Genomic DNA, 17,634 nt, shown 5'->3' with positions numbered 1-17,634 from the left:
CCCCTACTAGGCCCAAGCCAGAGGTTGGCGAAGGTACTCAGCCCAATCATTCCTGAGCTGGCTGCCCTGGTGCACCAGACCCCAGGAACTCTGTCGCTGGCCCAGGGAATGGTGGGCTGGGATCCGCCACCGGGGGTAGCCCTTGCCGTGGCCGAGGCTCTGGCTGCCGGGGGGCCAGCGCTGCACCGTTACGGCCCACTCCGGGGTGATCCAGAGCTGCTGGCGGCGATCACAGCCAAGCTCACCAACCAAAACGACCTTGATCTCACAGGGGCTGAGCTGCTGGTCACAGCCGGCAGCAACATGGCTTTCAACGCGGTAGCTCAAGTGATCGCAGCGGGTCCCCCTGGGGAACCCAGCGAGGTGATCCTGCCTGTGCCCTTTTATTTCAACCACGTGATGGCGGTGCAGCTGGCCGGTGCCGTGCCGGTACCGGTGCAGGCCGGCCTGATACCCGATCCCGAGCGACTGGCGGCGGCAATCACCCCGCGCACCCGGGCCATCGTCACCGTGTCGCCAAATAACCCCAGCGGCGTGGTGATTCCGGCCCAGGTGTTGGCGGCGATCAACCAGCTCTGTGCGTTGCACGGCCTCTTTCACATCAGCGATGAGGCCTACGAGCAGTTCGTTTACGGCGAGGAGCCCCACTGGAGCGCCGGTTCGCTGCCCGGCAGCGCCGCCCACACCGTTTCGCTGCATTCGCTGTCTAAGGCCTATGGCCTGGCGGGCTGGCGGTTGGGCTATACGGCAGTACCGCAGGCGCTGCTGCCTCCCTTGTTGAAGGTGCAGGACACGGTGCTGATCTGTCCGCCCCGACTCACCCAGCACGCCGCCCGGGCCGCCTTGGCTGCTGGGCCGGCTTGGTGCGCGCCCCGGATCGCAGCCCTGGCGGAGCTGCGCCTGCAGCTGCTGGCTGCCGTGGCAGAGCAGCAGGACCAGGGCTTGCCGGTGCGTTTGCTGGCCCAGCCCGATGGGGCCTTTTACGGCCTGCTGCAAGTTGCAGCGCCGTTGCCCTTCGCTGCGGACACGCTGATGCGGCGGCTGGTGCTCGAGCACCGGGTGGCGACGCTGAGTGGCGGCAGCTTCGGGCTGGATTCCAGCGACGCTGGCCCAGTGTTGCGGCTCAGCTACGGCCTGCTCGACGCTGCGGATCTGGCTGAGGCCCTCGATCGGCTATTCAGCGGCCTGCGCCGCCTGCTTGCTACAGCTGGCCCCAGCGACCCATGAAGGGCCAGCGCACCAGCAGTGCAGCCTGACCCATCTCGGGCCATAGGGGCTCCAGCTCAGCCTGAAGGTTGGGGAGTGGATCACTACCGGCCTCACGGCTGCGCTGCACCGCCGACCAGGTGCCGATATGGGCGATCAGTTCGGTCAGGGTCCAGTGGCGTTCGATCCATAGCCCAGCCGGAAACTGCCACTCCTCAGCTGGGAAGGCCAAACCGGCGTAGCTCTGCTCCACCCAGCGGCGCTCGGCGGGCCACCAGGGGGCCAGGGTGACGCTGTGGAACGCGTCCAGTGATGACTGGAGCCGTTGATCCGCCAAGCGCAACGGCAGGTAGCCAATCCAGGCCACCACAGCCCCCGATTTGCACACCCGCCGCACTTCGGTGTTGAACGCGTCGCCGGCAAACCAGTGCACTGCGGCCGCCACCAGCACCCGTCGACGCTGGCGTTGTCCAGGCCGCAGCCGCAGCCGCAGTCCCACTCCAGGGGGTTGCTGATCAGGTGGCCCAGGAAGGCATCTAAGAAGGCAGCGGGGTAGGTGATCCGGTGGCGGGCGTAGGCCGCGGCTACCGCGCTGAATAGCTTGGTTGTCTCGTTGGTTGCCTCGTTCATCGACGCTCGAGCACCAGCATTCGATTGTTGGCTGGCAGGGGCAGATCGGCTAGGCGCTCGAGACCGAGATTTTGGGCTTGCTGCACCAGCTCAATGGCATCACGCACCCCCATGGCTGGATCGAGGCTGCGCAGGTGCTGGTCGAAGGCGGCGTTGCTGGCGGCAGTGTGAACGCCGCCGTCGTGGAAGGGGCCGTAGAGCAGCAGCAGCCCGCTCGGCCGCAACACCCGCGAGGCTCCGGCTAGCAGATGCGGTAAGGCCGCTGCCGACATGATGTGGCAGGTGTTGGCGCTGAAAACAGCATCGAAGCCCTGGCGTGGCCACTGCCCAACGTCCGTGACATCCAGGGCGATGGCTGCTGGCAGCGCGGGGCTCAGGGCCTCCAGCTGGGCCTGCAGATCAAGGAGGCTCTCTTGGCGTTCACTGGCCTGCCAGCTGAGGCCTGCGATTTGCTCGCAGAAGAACGCTGCGTGCTGGCCGCTGCCCGAGCCGATCTCCAGTACTTGGGCGTGGGCAGGCAGACACTCTTTAAGCACAGCCAGGATCGGCCCTTTGTTGCGCTCGCAGGCGGGGGAAAACAGCATGAGGGGAAATCCCTGCAGCCTGATTGGGGCTTAAGCGTCGAGCCCGGCCCGCAACTCGGCGCAGAAGCGCCCGGCCGCGGCGGCAACGTCGCCCTGCTGGCCATGGGCGGCCGCCATCACTTTCACTAGGGCACTGCCCACAATTGCTCCATCGGCGCCCCAGTCGCGCACCTGACGGGCTTGCTCGGGGCCGGAAATGCCAAAGCCCACGGCGATTGGCGTATCTCCCAGGATCTTGAGCTGGCCCACCAGATCGCCCACCCGGGACTCAAGGTTTGTGCGCACCCCGGTCACGCCGGTGACGCTCACTAGGTAAGTGAAGCCGCGGCTGGCCTGATGGATTCTTCCCATGCGCTCGGCTGGCGTGGTGGGCGCCACTAGCAGCACCAGATCGAGACCGGCAGCTGCTGCGATTGCTGAGAGTTTCTCGGCCTCTTCAAGGGGTAGGTCGGGCACCACCAAGCCGGCGGCTCCGGCGGCGGCGGCGGCGGCACAGAAGGCCTCCATGCCGCGGTTGAGCAAGGGGTTGCTGTAGGTGAACAGCACCACCGGCATGGTCAGTTCACCCTTGAGGGAGCTGAGCATCTCCAACACCCCTGCTGGAGTGGTGCGAGCCTTCAGGGCTCGGCTGGCAGCGGCCTGAATCACCGGTCCATCGGCCAAGGGATCGCTGTAGGGAATGCCTAGCTCCACCAGGTCGGCGCCATTGGCCTGGAGGGCCAGCAGGCTGGCCCGGGTGTGGGCCAGATCCGGATCGCCCGCCATCAAAAACGGCATCAGGGCACAGCGTCCGCGTTGGCGAAGGGAGCTGAAACGCTGCTGGATTTGGGTGGGGGCGGCAGACACAGCAGCGAGTAGGGCTTCGGCCAGTGAGCCTATGCCTCTCCCTGGGGAGCATCTGGCAGCTGGCCCGTTTCGCGCAGTAGACGCTCCTGCTCTTCGGGGCTGAGGGCGTCAAACTTGCGTTGCAGGGCTTCAGTGGTGAAGGCGTCGTAGGCCTCGCGGTATTGACGCCGCTGCTGGATAAAAGTCATTTTGCCTGTGACCACCCGAAATAGGTAGCTGCCCGTCCAGGCGAGTACCAGCACCATCAGCAGCGCTGAGGCGGCGATACCAGCAGAAAAGCCCTCAAAGCCCCCGGCCTGAAAAAGCCAATAACCGCCACCGCCCAAGCCAAAAACCCCCAGGGCAAGCAGCAGAGCCCGTCCGTTGGTCATGAGAGCACGTTGCCCTGGCCTGCCATGCGCAGGTTGATGAAGGGTGCAAACAAAATCAGACCAGGGAAAAACAGAAACACCAGTCCGTAAACCCCGAAGCGCTCAAGCTTGCCCATCACTGTCCAACGCTTGATCATCCAGGCGTAGAGCAGCAGGGGCACTGCCACTAGGTAGGCGCCTCCGATCACGGCATAGGCCACCAGTACCAGCAGCAGATCAGGCGAAGCGGATTGAAGAAACCCGGGCAGCTGCACGGCAAACCTTCGTGTTGCCACCAATTTAGGATGACCAAGCAGGGGGCATGGCGGAATTGGTAGACGCAGCGGACTTAAAATCCGCAGACGGCAACGTTGTGGGGGTTCAAGTCCCCCTGCCCCCATCGAGTCAAATCCACTGCATTGCATTGGATTTCAAGGATTCAGCAGCAGCAAAGCTCCGTAGTCGGTAGGCAAGCAATGCTCCTTTGCCTACAAAAAATGCCAAAATTAGGCAACGGTTTAGGCAATTGACCTCAGGTGGCAAAGGCGGCCAAGGGAGAGGGTATCCGTAAGCAGGAAGGCTGGGTTGAAAGCCAGAACCGTGCGCTTCGTGATCGGGGCTATCAGGTTTCCCTCGACCTCCACCAGGGCCTGTTTCGGCTGAGGGCAACCCTCCCTCCCAAGCCTTCAGAGCCGTTAACCAGTCCTTGGAAGCAGCGCCGAATCAGCACTGGACTGCGCTATCCGGATCAGGCATCAGATGCAGTCAAGAAGGCGGAGCGGCTGGGAGCCTGCATCGAGAAGGCGAAACGAACCAAAGAACCATTTGATTGGCGCTCATGGGACAATGTTCAATCTGATTATCGACATCACCTGGATCCAGCCAGGCCGCTTTTCACAGGTGTCGATGCTCTACGCCAGACCGAACTTTGCTGGCACCAGAAACGCAAACGAAGTGTTAGCGCTGACACCACTTGGGCAGTCGACTACGCCGCTCCCCTGAAGCCTCTGCTGTTGATCCCAGACTTGCAACCAGAACACCTGATCAGCCTGGTGGAGGCAACTTCACCTTGTACAAGAACCAGGAGACGCTGCAGTCAGGCCGCTGCAACACTTGCTACCGCTATCGGGTTCTCAGCGGAGGTACAGCAAAAGCTTCGGACGATGGGGAAGGGATACAGCCCAACCACCGATACAGCCCCGATGAATGTACCGACCGATGAGGCGCTGGTGGCATTCATCGATTCGCTTCCGACAGATTGGCAGTGGCCAGTGGGTATCTGTGCTGTGTATGGAGCCAGGCCCCATGAAGCTTTGCTCTACTCCGAAGTACTTAGCTCCAAGCTGCTGGCAATCAGTGATGGCAAGACTGGTTCTCGCACATGCTTTCCGTTGCCGAGCCAGTGGATTGATCGTTGGGATCTGACAACTAAGCGATTACCAGTTTTTGATTACGACCGCAGCAACAAGGTAGTTGGGGCAGAGATGAGTATCTATTTTCGCAAAGCGCAGGCAGGTTTTAAGCCGTATGACGTCAGACATGCTTTTGCCTTAAGGACGATCTATTCACCCAAGATAAACCCATCGCTTGCGGCCAAGTCGATGGGGCACTCCCTGCAGGTACACAACCGGGACTACCAGAAGTGGTTCGATGCCTCTGGGATGGAAGCTCTACATGCTCAACTGCTCAGCGAAGCTGCTTGACGTAGCGCTCCATGTGGATCAAGTAACGTACTGCCTGCCCAGACGAGGTGGGATCAACGCGGAAACACTCAGTTTGAAAATTTCCGTTGTTGATCTGGGCGCGCAATGCATGCGGTGATTTTAAGTTGAGAAAGTTGGCCTTCCACCTCGTTAAGCTATTTCCTGCAGAGCAAGGCATATGGTTGACGGTCGACTGCTTCTATGCTAAGAAGAGTAAAATATTTAAATTATATGTCTAAAGCCGATCGAATCACGGGTAGCTGGAAGACAAATTCCTTTAGCGGAGATCTGGTAATCTCGTTTGAAGGAAAAGCAATAGAAGGCTTCTACGCTTACCAGGACGTCAGCGGCCGACGGGCCAAGGCTATTTTCGCTGTCGACTCCAATGGAAATGGTAGACCTGATGTGACTGACATAGTTATTGGTGGCTTTTCCGCGAAGACACGTTTCGTCACCGGAGGCAATATTCCTGATATTGCGTTTGGAAGATTTGTGGCCGATGAAGATACTGGTCGCTTCAAGCTTTTTTATGGCTCCACGAAATTTGCAAGTGGATCTATTTTTGACCCGCGTGATATTTTTGGTTGAAGGTATTTGTGGGCGGGCGTTCTGGCCCTTGCGCAGCTTATGTTCGCTCAATTCTCCAGGGTGTTATTAGGCGTATTCTCCACATAGTTTTATTTTAGTTGTCGATCGGCTGGCTCGAAATAATTGTCATGCTAAATATTGTGTCTTAAGCGGTTTGTTTGAATTATAGTCATGCTGGGCGAATATATTGCCTTTCGCTAAGTGGACGGAGTGGGCTGTAAAAAGCTCGCCGGTATTTTGGATCATGCTGCCGCCTTGGTCTCTGGTCCGCTGATTGGCACGCAAGATTTTATATTCATGTTTCCCCAGCCCTTGTTATGCGAATGCTCCAATGCCATCCGCGGAGACCTCAAAGAGTCCTTCCGCAATGGCTGCTCGGCCGCCGTTTAAACCTGCCAGGGCATTTATTCCTGACACCCCCATCTCCAGTTCAGATTGAACATCTCTGAGGGAAAATAGACTGGGGTAGAAATCAGACTTTTCCTTGACGACTTCATAGGTGCCGGGCGGCAGAACATGAACATCCTTGCCCTTGCCGCCCTGTAGGGTGCCCCAGGGGCTCACCACCGAATCAGGGAAATCGCTTCTAGGTGCCAGGAATCCCCGAAACACATCATCTCCGGGCCCCAGGCGCACGTTGCCCGACCCCCACAGGCCCTGAAAACCGGCAGAGGCATCTATGAGGTCATTGCCTGCACCCAGATTGATGCCCGCATCTGGGTCAAGAACTAGTCCGCTACCGGCAATGATGCGATCATCACCAGCGTCCCCAAGGATTCCACTGGCAAAGCGGATCACGATCTCACCGGCCACATCAAGTAGATCATCACCAGCACCCATCACGATGGGCGCCCACCCCATAGTCAGATCTGTCGCGTAGACCTGATCATTCCCGGCGCCGAGATCCAGAAGACCAACGGAATCAATGTTCAGCCTCTCGGAAGCCGAGCCGAGTAGATCCGCTCCCTGTCCCATCCAGATTCCACCTTGGCCATCCCCCTCGCGGCTGACTCTCCCCGAGCGCAGGGTGTCGAGGCCTGTGATTAGGTCCTGACCTCTGCCCAGTTGCACAACACCAGGATTTCGAAAAGAACCGAAGCGAATCGTGTCCGAACCTTTTTGCAGTCGGATCACACCATTACGGCCATTGACAAGCTCAGGCGTTGATGCGCTGCCCTGAACCAGATCATCACCACCGGTACCGAGTAGTAGTCCGGAGTTCCTCGTTTCTAGGTTGAAGACAGTAGCCATAGCGACCTCCGCAGTAGAAGACACCGATAAAGCCCTTGTCCAGCAAGGGCTACCCCCATGAACAAACACTAGACATTTCCCACAGCTTTAGCCAGGCGAACCCCATAGGCCTAGACAATCACTCGGATAGACCTAGGCCACTGTTCGCCTCTAAGTCCTGATTAGGCGGCCTAGAAACCGCTGTCAAAAAACGCCCGACACAGCACACCTTCAGAGCTGCAGCAAAGGTGGCGACTCCCTGATCGCTGACCGCGAGGATGCCAGGTGCATAAGCGAATCGACCTCCGTTGATTCCCTCTAGGTAGTTGATGCCGGCAACGGACAGGAAAGCCTCGCTTGTGCTGATCTGATCGGCTGTGATCTCGTAGACACCCGTAGTCAGAACGATCGTGTCTTTACCCCTGCCTCCAATCAAGCGACCAGGCTCAATGGTTTCGGGCGGATCCGGAAACGCAGCGACCCGATTATTTTATCATCACCTGATCCGAGACTGGTACCGCCACTATAAAAAGAGTTTTCGATTCCATTCCTCGCATCAATGAGATCATTACCGGATCCCATAGAGATTCCACCTCCCTCAGAGAGACGCATGCCTCCACGGGCAATGAGAACATCATCTCCGGAGCCAAAGGAAACACTTCCCAAATCAGCACTAAGTCGTCCATCTCCAATATCAATCCTGTCATTCCCATCCCCGGTAGAAGCCGATCCTCCAAGCACAACCATTGCGTCTGCTTCTATACGATCATTTCCTTCTCCCATATCCAGGCCACTACCTTCACCGACCCACAGACTTCCGCTCTGCACAAGGATCGCGTCTCGGCCGCGACCCATCGTGACATTGCCATTGAAATTGTCGACCGCGAGCAGGTAGATGGCGCTCTGGCCAGGGGGGAGGTTTTCGCCTAGGCCCGTGATCACGTCACGTCCGCCGCCTAGCTCAATCACTCCATTGATCTGCACAAAACTTCTGCTGCTGATGACGTCGTCGCCTCTCAGCAGGCGGATCGCTCCCCTTTTTCCATTCCAAACGGGTGGGAACTCGGTACTCCCCTGAACGATGTCATCGCCCTCGGTGCCAAGCAGCAACGCCTGATTGCGTCTATCTAGCGTAAAGATCTTGCCCATGATGTTAGTCCAATGCTGAACAATTTTGGGGAACTTACGGCGGCGCACTGACAGACTCTGCCGCCAAGGGCCTGCGGAATCTTTGTATCTTTAACAAGGCTGAACTCGTATTGTCTACCAGGCCAAGCGTCATGCAATTTCTTAACCGAAAGATACATATCTCGCTCGCAGGTCTCTTGTTCGTGGGAATCAGCATCTCCTGATCCCTCAGCACCAGGAGCACGCCGCGCAGTGCCGTGCCAGGCAGGGCCAGAAAGCAGCTGACAATCGCCGTCGCCGTCGCTCAGCACGTAGAGGAAGCCGTTGGGGTCCTCGCGCCATTCGCGCGACATCAGCCCGCCGGCGAATAGCTGGGGTAGGGGGAGTCAGGGAGCTCCTCGCTCACGACCGCGATCCTGTAGTACTCACGGTCGTCTGAGCAGTACATGTCGGCGTTATAGCGTTCAACCACTGCATAGACCGCGTCGTGGCGTCGGATTAGGTAGCTGCTCATGGCACATCTGTCACTCGTCGTGCTCAGGTAACTAAGTCGGCGCCCCGCTAGGGGTTCACCTGCTTCCAACCCAGGGCCTTGAGCCTCAGCCATAGCTCCCTCGCGTCGTTACGGCGCATGTGACTACGAGTCTTGAGTAGCGGTGGTGCGCTAGGCCCAGCGCGGCTAGCCGTTGCAACCTGCTCTACCGCGCAGGTTTGTTGGGCAGCCCTCCATTGCAGAAGTTGGCCGCAATGGCCGTGCGGTCACCGCCCTTGATGCTGGGACTGGTTCGCTCCAGCCATGCCAGCCCAGCGTCGTAGCACTTGTTCCACCGGTGGGACTGGCCAGCAATTGGGCCAAGCGACAGGGCAATCGAGACTGAGCTCGCTGTGGCGACCAAGGCCAGGAGCGGGAACAGGTGAGCATTGATCATCTCCCGAACGCTGAGCTTGCGTCCTTCGTGATCAGCCATTTGAGGAGGTAACGATAAGTTTTCCATTGTGTATGCACGCGTCGCTTGGCTTTTTCTTGGCAATCACCATTTTGATGGTCTGGAGCACGCATGCCCCAGCTGCGGTTAAGTCATCCAGGGCTCACGTGGTCTCCATTGGACTTTTTGAACGCTTGCTAGGCAAACTGTTAGGCAACCCAATCTCAAAATGACTGCTACCATTGACACAACTGCGGACTTAAAATCCGCAGACGGCAACGTTGTGGGGGTTCAAGTCCCCCTGCCCCCATTGATTTTGGTTGGACTTGCCTCGTGGTAATTAGAGAGGTTTTGAGTGGTCGCTGGAAGCTGCTGCTGCTGTTGAGCGCTGTGGCGATTGTGGTGCCGCCTGAGGCGGCGGGTCCTTTCAAGCTTCCCTATTTCTTGCTTTGCGGTCTGGCCCTGATCCCTCTGGCCCAGATCACAGCTGAGCTGGTCGATCACCTTGTGCACCGCGTTGGTGAGCGGTTGGGAGGGCTGCTGAACGTCACCCTGGGCAATTTGCTTGAGCTGGTGATCGCCCTGACGGCCTTGAAAAGCGGCCTGTACGACCTAGTGGTGTTGAGCATTGCCGGTGCCGTGATCACCAACAGCCTGTTGGTGCTCGGAATCAGCACGATCGTGGCTGGCCGGCGTGAGTTGGTGGTGGATCTCAATCGCCACAGTCGTGGCCTTAGCACCCGCCAGTTGTTGATCAGCGTGATTTTGATGTCGGTCCCCTCGATATTTTTCTGGGACTCGATGCACCCGATCACCGAGGGCAGCAACGTATTTGATCTATTTGCCGTCTACTCACTGATCGTGGCGGTGATAGTGATGCTGGCTTATCTGCTTTCCTACCTATATCAACTGGGAACCCATCGGGGGCTCTTTGCTGTTGAGAGGGAGCTGACTGAAGCCAGTGCTACCAGCGAGTCCAAGGGGTCCCTGCTGGCAATTGTGGGGGTACTGGTTTTGGTGGCCCTGGCCATTGCCGGGGTTTCGGAGCACCTGGTGGCTGGGCTCGAGGATCTGGTCAAAGGCAGTGCGGTCACCCCCCTATTTGTGGGCATGTTGTTGTTGCCGTTGTTTTCGGCAATCCCAGAAGCTCTGGTCGCCTTTCGGGCGGCCAGTCGAGGTCGGATGGCCCTGGCGATGGCCAGCACCGTCGAATCCAGCGTCCAGTTGATGTTGTTCGTATTGCCCGTTTTGGTGCTGCTCGGACCACTGATGGGGCGTTTCCTGCACCTCACCTTCCCGCCCCAGGCCCTTGCTTGCCTTGGGGCCACTGCCTTTGCAGTGCACTGGGTGACGGAAGGGGATTCCCTGACCTGGTACCAGGGTTTGCTGCTGCTCAGCATCTATACGGCCCTGTTCGTGGGTGCTTTGTTGCTCAAACCCATCATTTGAATCGCTCAAGCGAACGGCTACCTGCTCTCGGGCTATGGTTGAGGGGTCTGGCAGAAGCCGGCTAGCTCTAAGAGCTTGCGCAGGCCAGAACAAGCACCATGCATCCCCTGCGCTTCCTGGGGAAGGCCGATCAGTCTGCTAATTCAGATCTGTAGGCCAAGTCAGCTCAGTCCAGTTTGATTGTTCTGCTTAGCGATTGCTCCGTGTGAATTCCCTTTGCGGGAATGGCAATCTTTCGGTGCGAGATCCATATCGATTCACTTTTCCATGTTTCTTGTTTCCCCGTCCCCATCCCGCTCTAGCCGCACCAGCTATCCCAGCTGCCCGCTGCACTCCCGTCCCCAAGGACGTCCCACCTCCCAACCGCTCACTTGGGAGGAGTTGCTAGGCCAGCGCTGAGCAGGGCCGCAAAGTGTCTGCCCTCGTCTCCAGGGGTGTCGGAGGTGTTTAAAAGCACATCTAGATGCTCGCCCCAGCGCACCGTCAACTCACGCAGTGCGGCGTCTTGGTCAGAACCAGCCAGCCAGTTGGTGTTGAGAAATACCGTTTGGCTGCTTTCTGAAAAATGGCTGCGAGCCCCTGGCAATTCGTCGTCTGCCATCAACTCCACCTTTGGCAGACCGCTGAAATCGCCCTGGGCCAGGGCCTTAGCCAAAGCTGTCAGAGCCAAAGGCTCCTGACCTAGCCCCAGGGCATGCACAGCGGCGCTCACAAGTTCGCCGTTCTGGGCCCAGGACCTGATCTGCTGCTGCCAGAGATCAAGCAGGGCTAGGAGTTTAGTTGTGGTCATGGGGCCTGCAGGCGCTGCCGCTGCAGATAGACACGAATCAACTTTTCGTCCATCAGCCCCTGGCGCGCCAGAGGCGCTTCATTGCAGCGCTCGAACAGTCCCAGCAAGGTGGAGGCCTGGAAGCTGAAGCCCTGATCGGCGGCTATGGCCACCACATCGGGAGCGGTTATCACTTCGTTGAGCTGGTCGCGCAGGGCACCATCCTGCTGAATCTGGCCCAGGAAGGTAAAGAGGCTTTCGAGCTCGTCGGGCTGACCGGAGCCAGCTGCTGTGGTTTTGGCGTCCGGATCAATCACTCGTAATGTCTGCCCGAAATCAAGCCAAAGCGTAGGTCGGAGCACCCAGGTTGACCCCTGACGGAGGGCGACCGTACAGAATCCCTATATCGCTTCTTTGGCAGCCCTTCACCGATGCCCCTGTTGCCCAGCGCCATCGAAATCATCGTTGGCATCCTGCTGCTGTTTGGTGGCGGCGAGTTGTTTGTGGGTGGGTCCACGGCCGTGGCCCTGTTGTTTGGCATTCCCCAGATCGTGATCGGGCTCACGGTGGTGTCTCTCGGCACCAGCGCGCCAGAGCTGTTTGTGAGCTTGATCTCCACGATTCAAGGCAACGATGCTATTGCTGTCAGCAACGTTGTGGGTAGCAATATTTTCAACGTGCTGGTGGTGCTTGGGCTCAGCGCCCTGGTGGTGCCGCTGCGAGTCAAAAGCCGGCTGATACGCCGTGATGTGCCACTGCTGCTTGGCGTGTCGATGGCTGTGTGGGGCATGGCCTCTGGTGGCCGGATCACCTGGCAGGCCGGACTGGCCCTGCTGGTTGGCACGGTGATCAACGTCGTTTGGGAGATGCGCACTGCCGGTGAGAATCCTGATGAGGCTGATGATATTGACGAAAACGATCGGGCTACACCGGTTGTAGCAGGAGCCAAATTGGCGGGCGGGCTTGTGTTGCTCGTGGTGGGATCCCAGATTTTGGTCAAGGGGGCCACCGCAGCGGCCGTGGGCTTGGGCGTCAGCCAAACAGTTATTGGCCTCACGATTGTTTCCGCCGGCACCTCGATGCCGGAATTGGTTACTTCACTTGTGGCGGCCTACCGCGGCAAGGCAGACCTGGCAATCGGCAACGTGGTGGGCAGCAACCTGCTCAACCAGCTGGTGATCCTTGGGGTATGCGGTGTGGCTTCCGGTGCCCAGGGCCTGGCGGTTGATCCGGTGATGGTGAGCCGAGATTTTCCAATCATGGTGCTAACCACCCTGGCTTGCTTGCCGATTTTCTGGACCCATGGTGTGATCACCCGCCTCGAGGGGGGAATCTTGGTAGGTCTCTACGGCTTGTATCTGGTGGAGCAGGTGCTTACAAATACGGTCACATCAGCAGTTGATGAGTTCAGGTTTGTAGCCCTAGTGGCGATCCTGCCGCTGGTGTTTGTGTTTCTCGTGTGGCAAACCCTTAGCTGGCGCCGGAATCGCTTCGCTTGAGCCACCTAGCCAGCAGTGCTGAGCCAGCCCTCTTGAGGCCTTTTCCCTTCACCTAGGAGTGGGGGAGCTTTTTGCCGCCAGCCACCAGCCAGGCGCTCAGGGCTAACAGAAATACACTGCCGCTGAATACCAGCAAGTTGGTGGTGCTATTGATTGGGAAGATCAACATTGCCTTGAAGGCGGATACGATTAATGCCACTACGATCACCTTAACCAGCTTTTCCTTGAGGTCATCTAGGCTGCGAATGTCGAGCAGGCCGCTACCTCCGTCTTTCCCGTCCAGGTGCGCCGCTTCGATGTTGGAGATCAGCAGCTCATACACCCCGTAGCCAAAGATCATCAGGGCGATGCCGATCAGGTAAAGGTCTACTCCGCCCACCAATCTGCCCAGCTGCATGGCGATTGTGTAACTTGAGTCGCTAGAGCCATCGATCAGAATTTTCAGGGCACCAAGCACCTCCAGGGTGCCGGCAAGGTAAGCGGCTGCAGCACTGAGCAGGCTCATCACCACCGGCACAATCGCGATCAGCCGGAAGCGCCACAGCCAACGCTCAAATATCCACTCAAGGCGATGTTGACGGTGAGCCATGGTTCTGATGAAAACATTAGGGCGCCACACTAACCTTGATGTAACACTGGGCCGAGATCGGAATTATCCATGGTCCTGATGGTCCTGCTTCGCCGGTTCAATGCCGTCATACTCCTGATCGCGTCCTTGGCCCTGGTGGCCTGCGCAGGAGACGGCGGTGGTGTTCAAAGCCAGAAGATGGCCACTATCAAGGCCCGGGGCAGCCTGCTCTGCGGTACCGATGGAAAGCTGCCTGGCTTTGGCTACGTGGACTCAGACGGCCGCTACGCCGGGCTCGACGTGGATACTTGCCGGGCCGTTGCCGCTGCGATGTTGGGCGATGGCGAGAAGGTGCAGTTCCGAGATCTAAATCCCAGCGAGCGCTTTGCCGCCCTCTCCAGTGGTGAGGTGGATTTGCTTGCCCGTAACACCACCATGACCCTCAGCAGGGATGCGCCCGGGGGCAATGGGCTGAGCTTTGCCCCAACTACTTTTTACGACGGCCAAGGTGTGATGGCGCCCTCGGCTAGTGGTATCCGCGAGCTCAAGGATCTGGCCGGCAAGCCTGTTTGTGTTCCAAGCGGCACGACCAGCGAGCTCAACCTGGCCGACCGGATGCGGGAAGAGGGCATTGCCTATACCCCGCTGAAGTTCCAGACCCTCGACCAGATGTGGACGGCCTATTTCAGCGGCCGATGTGCGGCTGTGAGCACCGATCGCTCCCAGATGGCGGCCTACCGCAGCATCCTTCCCCAGCCGGCGCTCCATAGCTTGTTGCCGGTGGTGATGAGCAAGGAGCCGCTCACGCCCTCCACCATCAATGCCGATCCGGCTTGGGCTGATGCAGTGCGATGGATCGTATATGGCCTGATGCAAGCCGAGGAGCTGGGGATTACTCAGGCCAATCTTGAGGCGAAGCTTGCTGAAGCCAAGGCAAATCCAAATCAGGCTGAGCTACGCAGATTCCTCGGGGTGGAGGGAGAGTATGGTCGTCAACTTGGATTGCCTGCTGATTTTGTGGTTCAGGCCATAAGAGCTGTTGGTAATTATGGTGAGATATTTGAACGTAATCTTGGTCGAGATTCTAAACTCAAATTAGATCGAGGCATGAATCGTCTCTGGACTCAAGGCGGGCTGATTTACTCGCCCCCGTTCCGTTGAACCGGTCTGCGATGAGTTCTGGAGTCACGCCTTGGTGGCGCAACCGCCGACTGATTCCTTGGCTGCTCCAGGCGGTTGTTGGGCTTGTTGTGCTGGTGTTGGTAGCTTTTTTGCTCGGTAATTTGGTGCGCAACCTCACCAATGCCGGATTGCTACTTACCTGGAGTTGGCTTGGTAATCCCTCTGGATTTGAAATCTCCGAAACGGTGATTCCATTCGATGCATCAATGCCCTATTGGCGTGCATTGATGGCTGGCTTGATGAACACCTTAAGGGTGGTTTTATTTGGCTTGTTCGGTGCCACCTTGCTAGGGGTTGCAGTTGGTACTGCTTCTTTCAGTTCCAACGGACTGCTGCGTCTCCTGTCCCGCATCTACGTTGAGCTGATTCGAAACATTCCCCTGTTGTTGCAATTGGTGTTTTGGTACTTCGTGGTTTTTCTGTCTCTCCCTAACGGCGCAGCAGCCCTGCAGATGCCCGGGGTGGTGCTGGCTAAATCTGGCCTCTATCTCAGTTGGTTTGATTCGGCGTTGCAATGGCAGTTGCCCCTGCTTGAGAACGGGGTGTGGCAAGCGCCATTGAGGATTTCAGTGGAATTTGCAGCCTTGCTGAGTGGTCTAGTGATCTATTCGGGAGCCTTTATCGCCGAGGTGGTGCGCGGCGGTATTGCCTCGGTGCCTAAGGGGCAGTGGGAGGCAGCCACCTCGCTGGGCTTTTCGCCCCTGCTGACCCTGCGGCGGATCGTTTTGCCCCAAGCCTTGCGCGTGATTGTGCCAGGTCTCAACAGCCAATACATTTCGCTTGCCAAGAGTTCATCGCTGGCAGTGGCCTGCGGCTTCACCGACCTTTATTCGGTGGCTGAAACCACGCTCAATCAAACCGGCCGTGCCATTGAGGTGATGTTGATTTTATTGGGTTCTTATTTAGTGATCGACCTTGTGATTTCTGCCCTGATGAATGGGCTAAGTGGCCTTGTGCAGCTGAGAGAACGCTGAAATGGCAAGTACAGCTCCTCTGGTGGTGCGAGCCAATCCCTTGCGCAGATTGCAAAAGGAGCTCTTTGGCAGCCGACTCGATGGCTTGATTTCAATCGCCCTTTTGGCCGCCCTGCTGGCAGCGGGCTTGGGCTTTTTCCGCTGGGCGCTATTCCAGGCCCAATGGGCCGTGCTCAGTGCCAACAGCACCCTGTTTGCTGTAGGTCGCTATCCAGTTGAGCAGCAGTGGCGCCTATGGCTGCTCACTACCTTGCTGGCCCTCGCAACTGGGCTGAGTTGGGGTCTGTTGAGGGCTTTTCCAGGTTCCGGGGCTGTTCAGCCTCTTTGGCCCCGCAATGACCGCTGGGCCGCCGCAATCTTGGCGGCCCTAGCCCTCTGGCGGCCTATGGCGCTCCAACTAACCCTTGCCATCCAGGTGCGTTGGTGGGGGATCGCTGCCCTACTGCTTCTCGCCCGCTGGGCCTCTGGGCGCTATGGGCAAGCCATTCCCCAGGCTTGCCGCCGGCTGATTCCCCTGCTTTGGCCCTTGCTTTACCTGGTGGGCATGGTGCTGATTAGTGGTGGCCTGGGGCTGGTGCAGGTGCCGCCTTCCGAGTGGGGTGGCTTGCTGCTCACGGTGTTGATGGCCACCTTTGCCATCCTGCTCTGCTTTCCCCTGGGGGTGCTGCTCGCCCTTGGTCGCCGCAGCGAGCTGCCGCTGCTGCGCTGGGGCTCGGTGATTTACATCGAGTTCATCCGCGGGGCACCGCTGATCACCTTGTTGTTTCTGGGGCAAAACATCCTCGGCTTCCTGCTGCCAGGGGGGCTGGCTCCCGATCGGGTTTGGCGGGCTGCCTGGGTGCTCACCTTCTTTGCTGCTGCCTATGTGGCTGAGGCGGTGCGATCAGGTTTGGTAGCAGTGCCTGCGGGTCAGATGGAGGCGGCTCGCTCCCTGGGCCTGCCGGTGCCACTTGCTCTGGTGCATGTGGTGCTGCCCCAGGCCATTCGAGTTGCCCTGCCAGCCACGGTGGGCCAATTCATCTCCCTGCTGCAAGACACCACCTTGCTCTCCTTGATCGGCCTGCTTGACCTACTCGGCACCGCCCGTACGGTGATGGCAAACCCAATGTTTCTTGGTAAGAACGCGGAGGTGTATTTAGTGCTCGCCATTTTGTTTTGGAGTTGTTGCGCGGCCCTTGGGCTGGGCAGTCGCGCCTTAGAAACTCGCCTTAACCCCCATTCCCCCTCTGCGCCCCAGGCATGACCAGCTCACCCGCCCTGATGATCGAAGCCCGTGGGGTCGAGAAGTGGTATCCCAACGGCTTCCATGCCCTACGTGGTGTTGATCTATACGTGCACCAAGGCGAGGTGGTGGTGATCATGGGTCCTTCGGGCTCGGGAAAGAGCACTTTTCTGCGCACCTTCAATGCCATGGAGGATTTTCAGAAGGGCTCAATCGTGGTGGATGGCATTGAAATCAGCGACGATTTGCGCCGCATCGATGCGATCCGCCGGGAGGTGGGCATGGTGTTCCAGCAGTTCAATTTGTTTCCCCACCTCTCGGTGCTCGACAACCTCACCTTGGCGCCGGTGAAAGTGCGCAAACGCCCTAAAGCTGAGGTGGAGCGCCAAGCGCTGGAGTTGTTGGAGCGAGTTGGGATCGCCGAACAAGCCCACAAGTTTCCAGGCCAGCTCTCCGGCGGCCAGCAGCAGCGGGTGGCGATTGCCCGCTCGCTTTGCATGGAGCCCCGGATCATGCTGTTTGACGAGCCCACCAGCGCCCTAGATCCCGAGATGGTGCAGGAGGTGCTGGCGGTGATGCAGGAGCTAGCCCGCGATGGCATGACCATGGTGGTGGTAAGCCATGAGGTGCGCTTTGCGCGCCAGGTGGCCAGCCGGGTGGTGCTTATGGCAGATGGCGAGGTGGTGGAGGTGGCGCCGCCGCAGCAGTTTTTTACTAACCCGCAGCATGAGCGCAGCAAGCAGTTTCTCAGCCAGATCAGCTGAGTTCTCCCTAGGTATT

21 protein-coding genes and 1 tRNA gene are annotated in these 17,634 nt (G+C 58.6%); 10 read left to right on the top strand and 12 right to left on the bottom strand.

Features of this window, described 5'->3' with window-relative positions:
* The first annotated feature begins 24 nt into the window (after positions 1 to 24).
* Positions 25 to 1,227, top strand: coding sequence for an aminotransferase class I/II-fold pyridoxal phosphate-dependent enzyme (locus KBY73_RS07710; protein WP_254936500.1), 1,203 nt, complete (start codon positions 25 to 27; stop codon positions 1,225 to 1,227).
* Here KBY73_RS07710 and KBY73_RS07705 read toward each other — a convergent pair.
* The 5 genes from KBY73_RS07705 to KBY73_RS07685 form a co-directional block, all read right to left on the bottom strand.
* On the bottom strand, positions 1,202 to 1,705 hold the full coding sequence (locus KBY73_RS07705; RefSeq protein WP_254936499.1) for a hypothetical protein: 504 nt from the start codon (positions 1,703 to 1,705) through the stop codon (positions 1,202 to 1,204). The two genes, KBY73_RS07710 and KBY73_RS07705, sit on opposite strands and share 26 nt — an antisense overlap.
* A gap of 127 nt (positions 1,706 to 1,832) precedes the next feature.
* Positions 1,833 to 2,420, bottom strand: coding sequence for a DUF938 domain-containing protein (locus tag KBY73_RS07700; protein ID WP_254936498.1), 588 nt, complete (start codon positions 2,418 to 2,420; stop codon positions 1,833 to 1,835).
* Positions 2,421 to 2,450: 30 nt separating this feature from the next.
* Complete coding sequence (gene trpA / locus KBY73_RS07695; protein ID WP_254936497.1) at positions 2,451 to 3,266, bottom strand: tryptophan synthase subunit alpha; 816 nt, start codon at positions 3,264 to 3,266, stop codon at positions 2,451 to 2,453.
* 29 nt (positions 3,267 to 3,295) lie between these two features.
* Entirely contained in the window at positions 3,296 to 3,637 is a 342-nt protein-coding gene (locus tag KBY73_RS07690) for a DUF3007 family protein (RefSeq protein WP_254936496.1), read from the bottom strand.
* A complete protein-coding gene (locus KBY73_RS07685) occupies positions 3,634 to 3,891 on the bottom strand; it encodes an NAD(P)H-quinone oxidoreductase subunit L (protein ID WP_254936495.1) in 258 nt (85 codons plus the stop codon). Before KBY73_RS07685 ends, KBY73_RS07690 begins: the two co-directional genes overlap by 4 nt.
* A gap of 41 nt (positions 3,892 to 3,932) precedes the next feature.
* On the opposite strand from KBY73_RS07685, the gene KBY73_RS07680 reads away from it, so the two are divergent.
* From KBY73_RS07680 to KBY73_RS07670, 3 genes are all read left to right on the top strand, one after another.
* Positions 3,933 to 4,016, top strand: a tRNA-Leu gene (locus KBY73_RS07680).
* A gap of 136 nt (positions 4,017 to 4,152) precedes the next feature.
* Entirely contained in the window at positions 4,153 to 5,319 is a 1,167-nt protein-coding gene (locus KBY73_RS07675) for an integrase (RefSeq protein ID WP_254936494.1), read from the top strand.
* 231 nt (positions 5,320 to 5,550) lie between these two features.
* Positions 5,551 to 5,907 (top strand): hypothetical protein, encoded by a 357-nt coding sequence (locus KBY73_RS07670; protein WP_254936493.1) that lies wholly within the window; start codon positions 5,551 to 5,553, stop codon positions 5,905 to 5,907.
* A 315-nt stretch (positions 5,908 to 6,222) separates the two neighbouring features.
* Here the strand turns inward: KBY73_RS07670 and KBY73_RS07665 are convergent, their stop codons facing one another.
* From KBY73_RS07665 to KBY73_RS07650, 4 genes are all read right to left on the bottom strand, one after another.
* The gene (locus KBY73_RS07665; protein WP_254936492.1) at positions 6,223 to 7,158 is read right to left on the bottom strand and encodes a hypothetical protein; all 936 of its coding nucleotides are present in this window, start codon (positions 7,156 to 7,158) and stop codon (positions 6,223 to 6,225) included.
* A 411-nt stretch (positions 7,159 to 7,569) separates the two neighbouring features.
* Positions 7,570 to 8,334 (bottom strand): hypothetical protein, encoded by a 765-nt coding sequence (locus tag KBY73_RS07660; RefSeq protein ID WP_254936491.1) that lies wholly within the window; start codon positions 8,332 to 8,334, stop codon positions 7,570 to 7,572.
* Positions 8,335 to 8,617: 283 nt separating this feature from the next.
* Positions 8,618 to 8,779: a hypothetical protein gene (locus KBY73_RS07655; protein WP_254936490.1), complete on the bottom strand. Its 162-nt coding sequence runs from the start codon at positions 8,777 to 8,779 to the stop codon at positions 8,618 to 8,620.
* A gap of 47 nt (positions 8,780 to 8,826) precedes the next feature.
* Complete coding sequence (locus KBY73_RS07650) at positions 8,827 to 9,000, bottom strand: DUF1651 domain-containing protein (protein WP_254936659.1); 174 nt, start codon at positions 8,998 to 9,000, stop codon at positions 8,827 to 8,829.
* A gap of 524 nt (positions 9,001 to 9,524) precedes the next feature.
* Here KBY73_RS07650 and KBY73_RS07645 point away from each other — a divergent pair.
* Positions 9,525 to 10,640 carry a calcium:proton antiporter gene (locus KBY73_RS07645; protein WP_254936489.1) on the top strand — a complete coding sequence of 372 codons (1,116 nt, stop codon included), beginning with the start codon at positions 9,525 to 9,527 and terminating at the stop codon, positions 10,638 to 10,640.
* A 367-nt stretch (positions 10,641 to 11,007) separates the two neighbouring features.
* Here KBY73_RS07645 and KBY73_RS07640 read toward each other — a convergent pair whose 3' ends face one another.
* Both KBY73_RS07640 and KBY73_RS07635 read right to left on the bottom strand, forming a co-directional pair.
* Positions 11,008 to 11,430 carry a hypothetical protein gene (locus tag KBY73_RS07640; protein ID WP_254936488.1) on the bottom strand — a complete coding sequence of 141 codons (423 nt, stop codon included), beginning with the start codon at positions 11,428 to 11,430 and terminating at the stop codon, positions 11,008 to 11,010.
* Positions 11,427 to 11,726, bottom strand: coding sequence for a Nif11-like leader peptide family natural product precursor (locus KBY73_RS07635; protein ID WP_254936487.1), 300 nt, complete (start codon positions 11,724 to 11,726; stop codon positions 11,427 to 11,429). The genes KBY73_RS07640 and KBY73_RS07635 overlap by 4 nt, the downstream gene beginning before the upstream one ends.
* Before the next feature lie 114 nt (positions 11,727 to 11,840).
* Here KBY73_RS07635 and KBY73_RS07630 point away from each other — a divergent pair, with 114 nt between their 5' ends.
* On the top strand, positions 11,841 to 12,908 hold the full coding sequence (locus KBY73_RS07630) for a calcium/sodium antiporter (RefSeq protein ID WP_254936486.1): 1,068 nt from the start codon (positions 11,841 to 11,843) through the stop codon (positions 12,906 to 12,908).
* A gap of 52 nt (positions 12,909 to 12,960) precedes the next feature.
* On the opposite strand, the gene KBY73_RS07625 is transcribed toward KBY73_RS07630, so the two are convergent.
* Complete coding sequence (locus KBY73_RS07625; RefSeq protein WP_254936485.1) at positions 12,961 to 13,497, bottom strand: YqhA family protein; 537 nt, start codon at positions 13,495 to 13,497, stop codon at positions 12,961 to 12,963.
* A gap of 69 nt (positions 13,498 to 13,566) precedes the next feature.
* On the opposite strand from KBY73_RS07625, the gene KBY73_RS07620 reads away from it, so the two are divergent.
* From KBY73_RS07620 to KBY73_RS07605, 4 genes are read left to right on the top strand one after another with little or no spacing between them, the layout of a single operon-like run.
* Entirely contained in the window at positions 13,567 to 14,637 is a 1,071-nt protein-coding gene (locus KBY73_RS07620; RefSeq protein WP_254936484.1) for an amino acid ABC transporter substrate-binding protein, read from the top strand.
* Positions 14,638 to 14,648: 11 nt separating this feature from the next.
* Positions 14,649 to 15,632: an ABC transporter permease subunit gene (locus KBY73_RS07615; RefSeq protein ID WP_254936483.1), complete on the top strand. Its 984-nt coding sequence runs from the start codon at positions 14,649 to 14,651 to the stop codon at positions 15,630 to 15,632.
* 1 nt (position 15,633) lies between these two features.
* A complete protein-coding gene (locus KBY73_RS07610) occupies positions 15,634 to 16,875 on the top strand; it encodes an amino acid ABC transporter permease (protein WP_254936482.1) in 1,242 nt (413 codons plus the stop codon).
* On the top strand, positions 16,872 to 17,618 hold the full coding sequence (locus KBY73_RS07605; RefSeq protein ID WP_315858412.1) for an amino acid ABC transporter ATP-binding protein: 747 nt from the start codon (positions 16,872 to 16,874) through the stop codon (positions 17,616 to 17,618). Before KBY73_RS07610 ends, KBY73_RS07605 begins: the two co-directional genes overlap by 4 nt.
* Positions 17,619 to 17,634: the final 16 nt, after the last annotated feature.

Origin of the sequence: Cyanobium sp. Tous-M-B4 (assembly GCF_024345395.1) — a bacterium.
Classification (GTDB): Bacteria; Cyanobacteriota; Cyanobacteriia; order PCC-6307; family Cyanobiaceae; genus Cyanobium_A.
Note: the sequence above shows the minus strand (reverse complement) of the source record. Positions and strands in the feature narration are given on the sequence as shown.

Excerpts from the sequence above, each read along its gene's own strand:
- KBY73_RS07700 (WP_254936498.1), bottom strand. The coding sequence starts at position 2,420 with ATGCTGTTTTCCCCCGCCTGCGAGCGCAACAAAGGGCCGATCCTGGCT.
- KBY73_RS07690 (WP_254936496.1), bottom strand. The coding sequence starts at position 3,637 with ATGACCAACGGACGGGCTCTGCTGCTTGCCCTGGGGGTTTTTGGCTTG.
- KBY73_RS07670 (WP_254936493.1), top strand. The coding sequence starts at position 5,551 with ATGTCTAAAGCCGATCGAATCACGGGTAGCTGGAAGACAAATTCCTTT.
- KBY73_RS07665 (WP_254936492.1), bottom strand. The coding sequence starts at position 7,158 with ATGGCTACTGTCTTCAACCTAGAAACGAGGAACTCCGGACTACTACTC.
- KBY73_RS07655 (WP_254936490.1), bottom strand. The coding sequence starts at position 8,779 with ATGAGCAGCTACCTAATCCGACGCCACGACGCGGTCTATGCAGTGGTT.
- KBY73_RS07640 (WP_254936488.1), bottom strand. The coding sequence starts at position 11,430 with ATGACCACAACTAAACTCCTAGCCCTGCTTGATCTCTGGCAGCAGCAG.
- KBY73_RS07630 (WP_254936486.1), top strand. The coding sequence starts at position 11,841 with ATGCCCCTGTTGCCCAGCGCCATCGAAATCATCGTTGGCATCCTGCTG.
- KBY73_RS07625 (WP_254936485.1), bottom strand. The coding sequence starts at position 13,497 with ATGGCTCACCGTCAACATCGCCTTGAGTGGATATTTGAGCGTTGGCTG.
- KBY73_RS07620 (WP_254936484.1), top strand. The coding sequence starts at position 13,567 with ATGGTCCTGATGGTCCTGCTTCGCCGGTTCAATGCCGTCATACTCCTG.
- KBY73_RS07615 (WP_254936483.1), top strand. The coding sequence starts at position 14,649 with ATGAGTTCTGGAGTCACGCCTTGGTGGCGCAACCGCCGACTGATTCCT.
- KBY73_RS07610 (WP_254936482.1), top strand. The coding sequence starts at position 15,634 with ATGGCAAGTACAGCTCCTCTGGTGGTGCGAGCCAATCCCTTGCGCAGA.
- KBY73_RS07605 (WP_315858412.1), top strand. The coding sequence starts at position 16,872 with ATGACCAGCTCACCCGCCCTGATGATCGAAGCCCGTGGGGTCGAGAAG.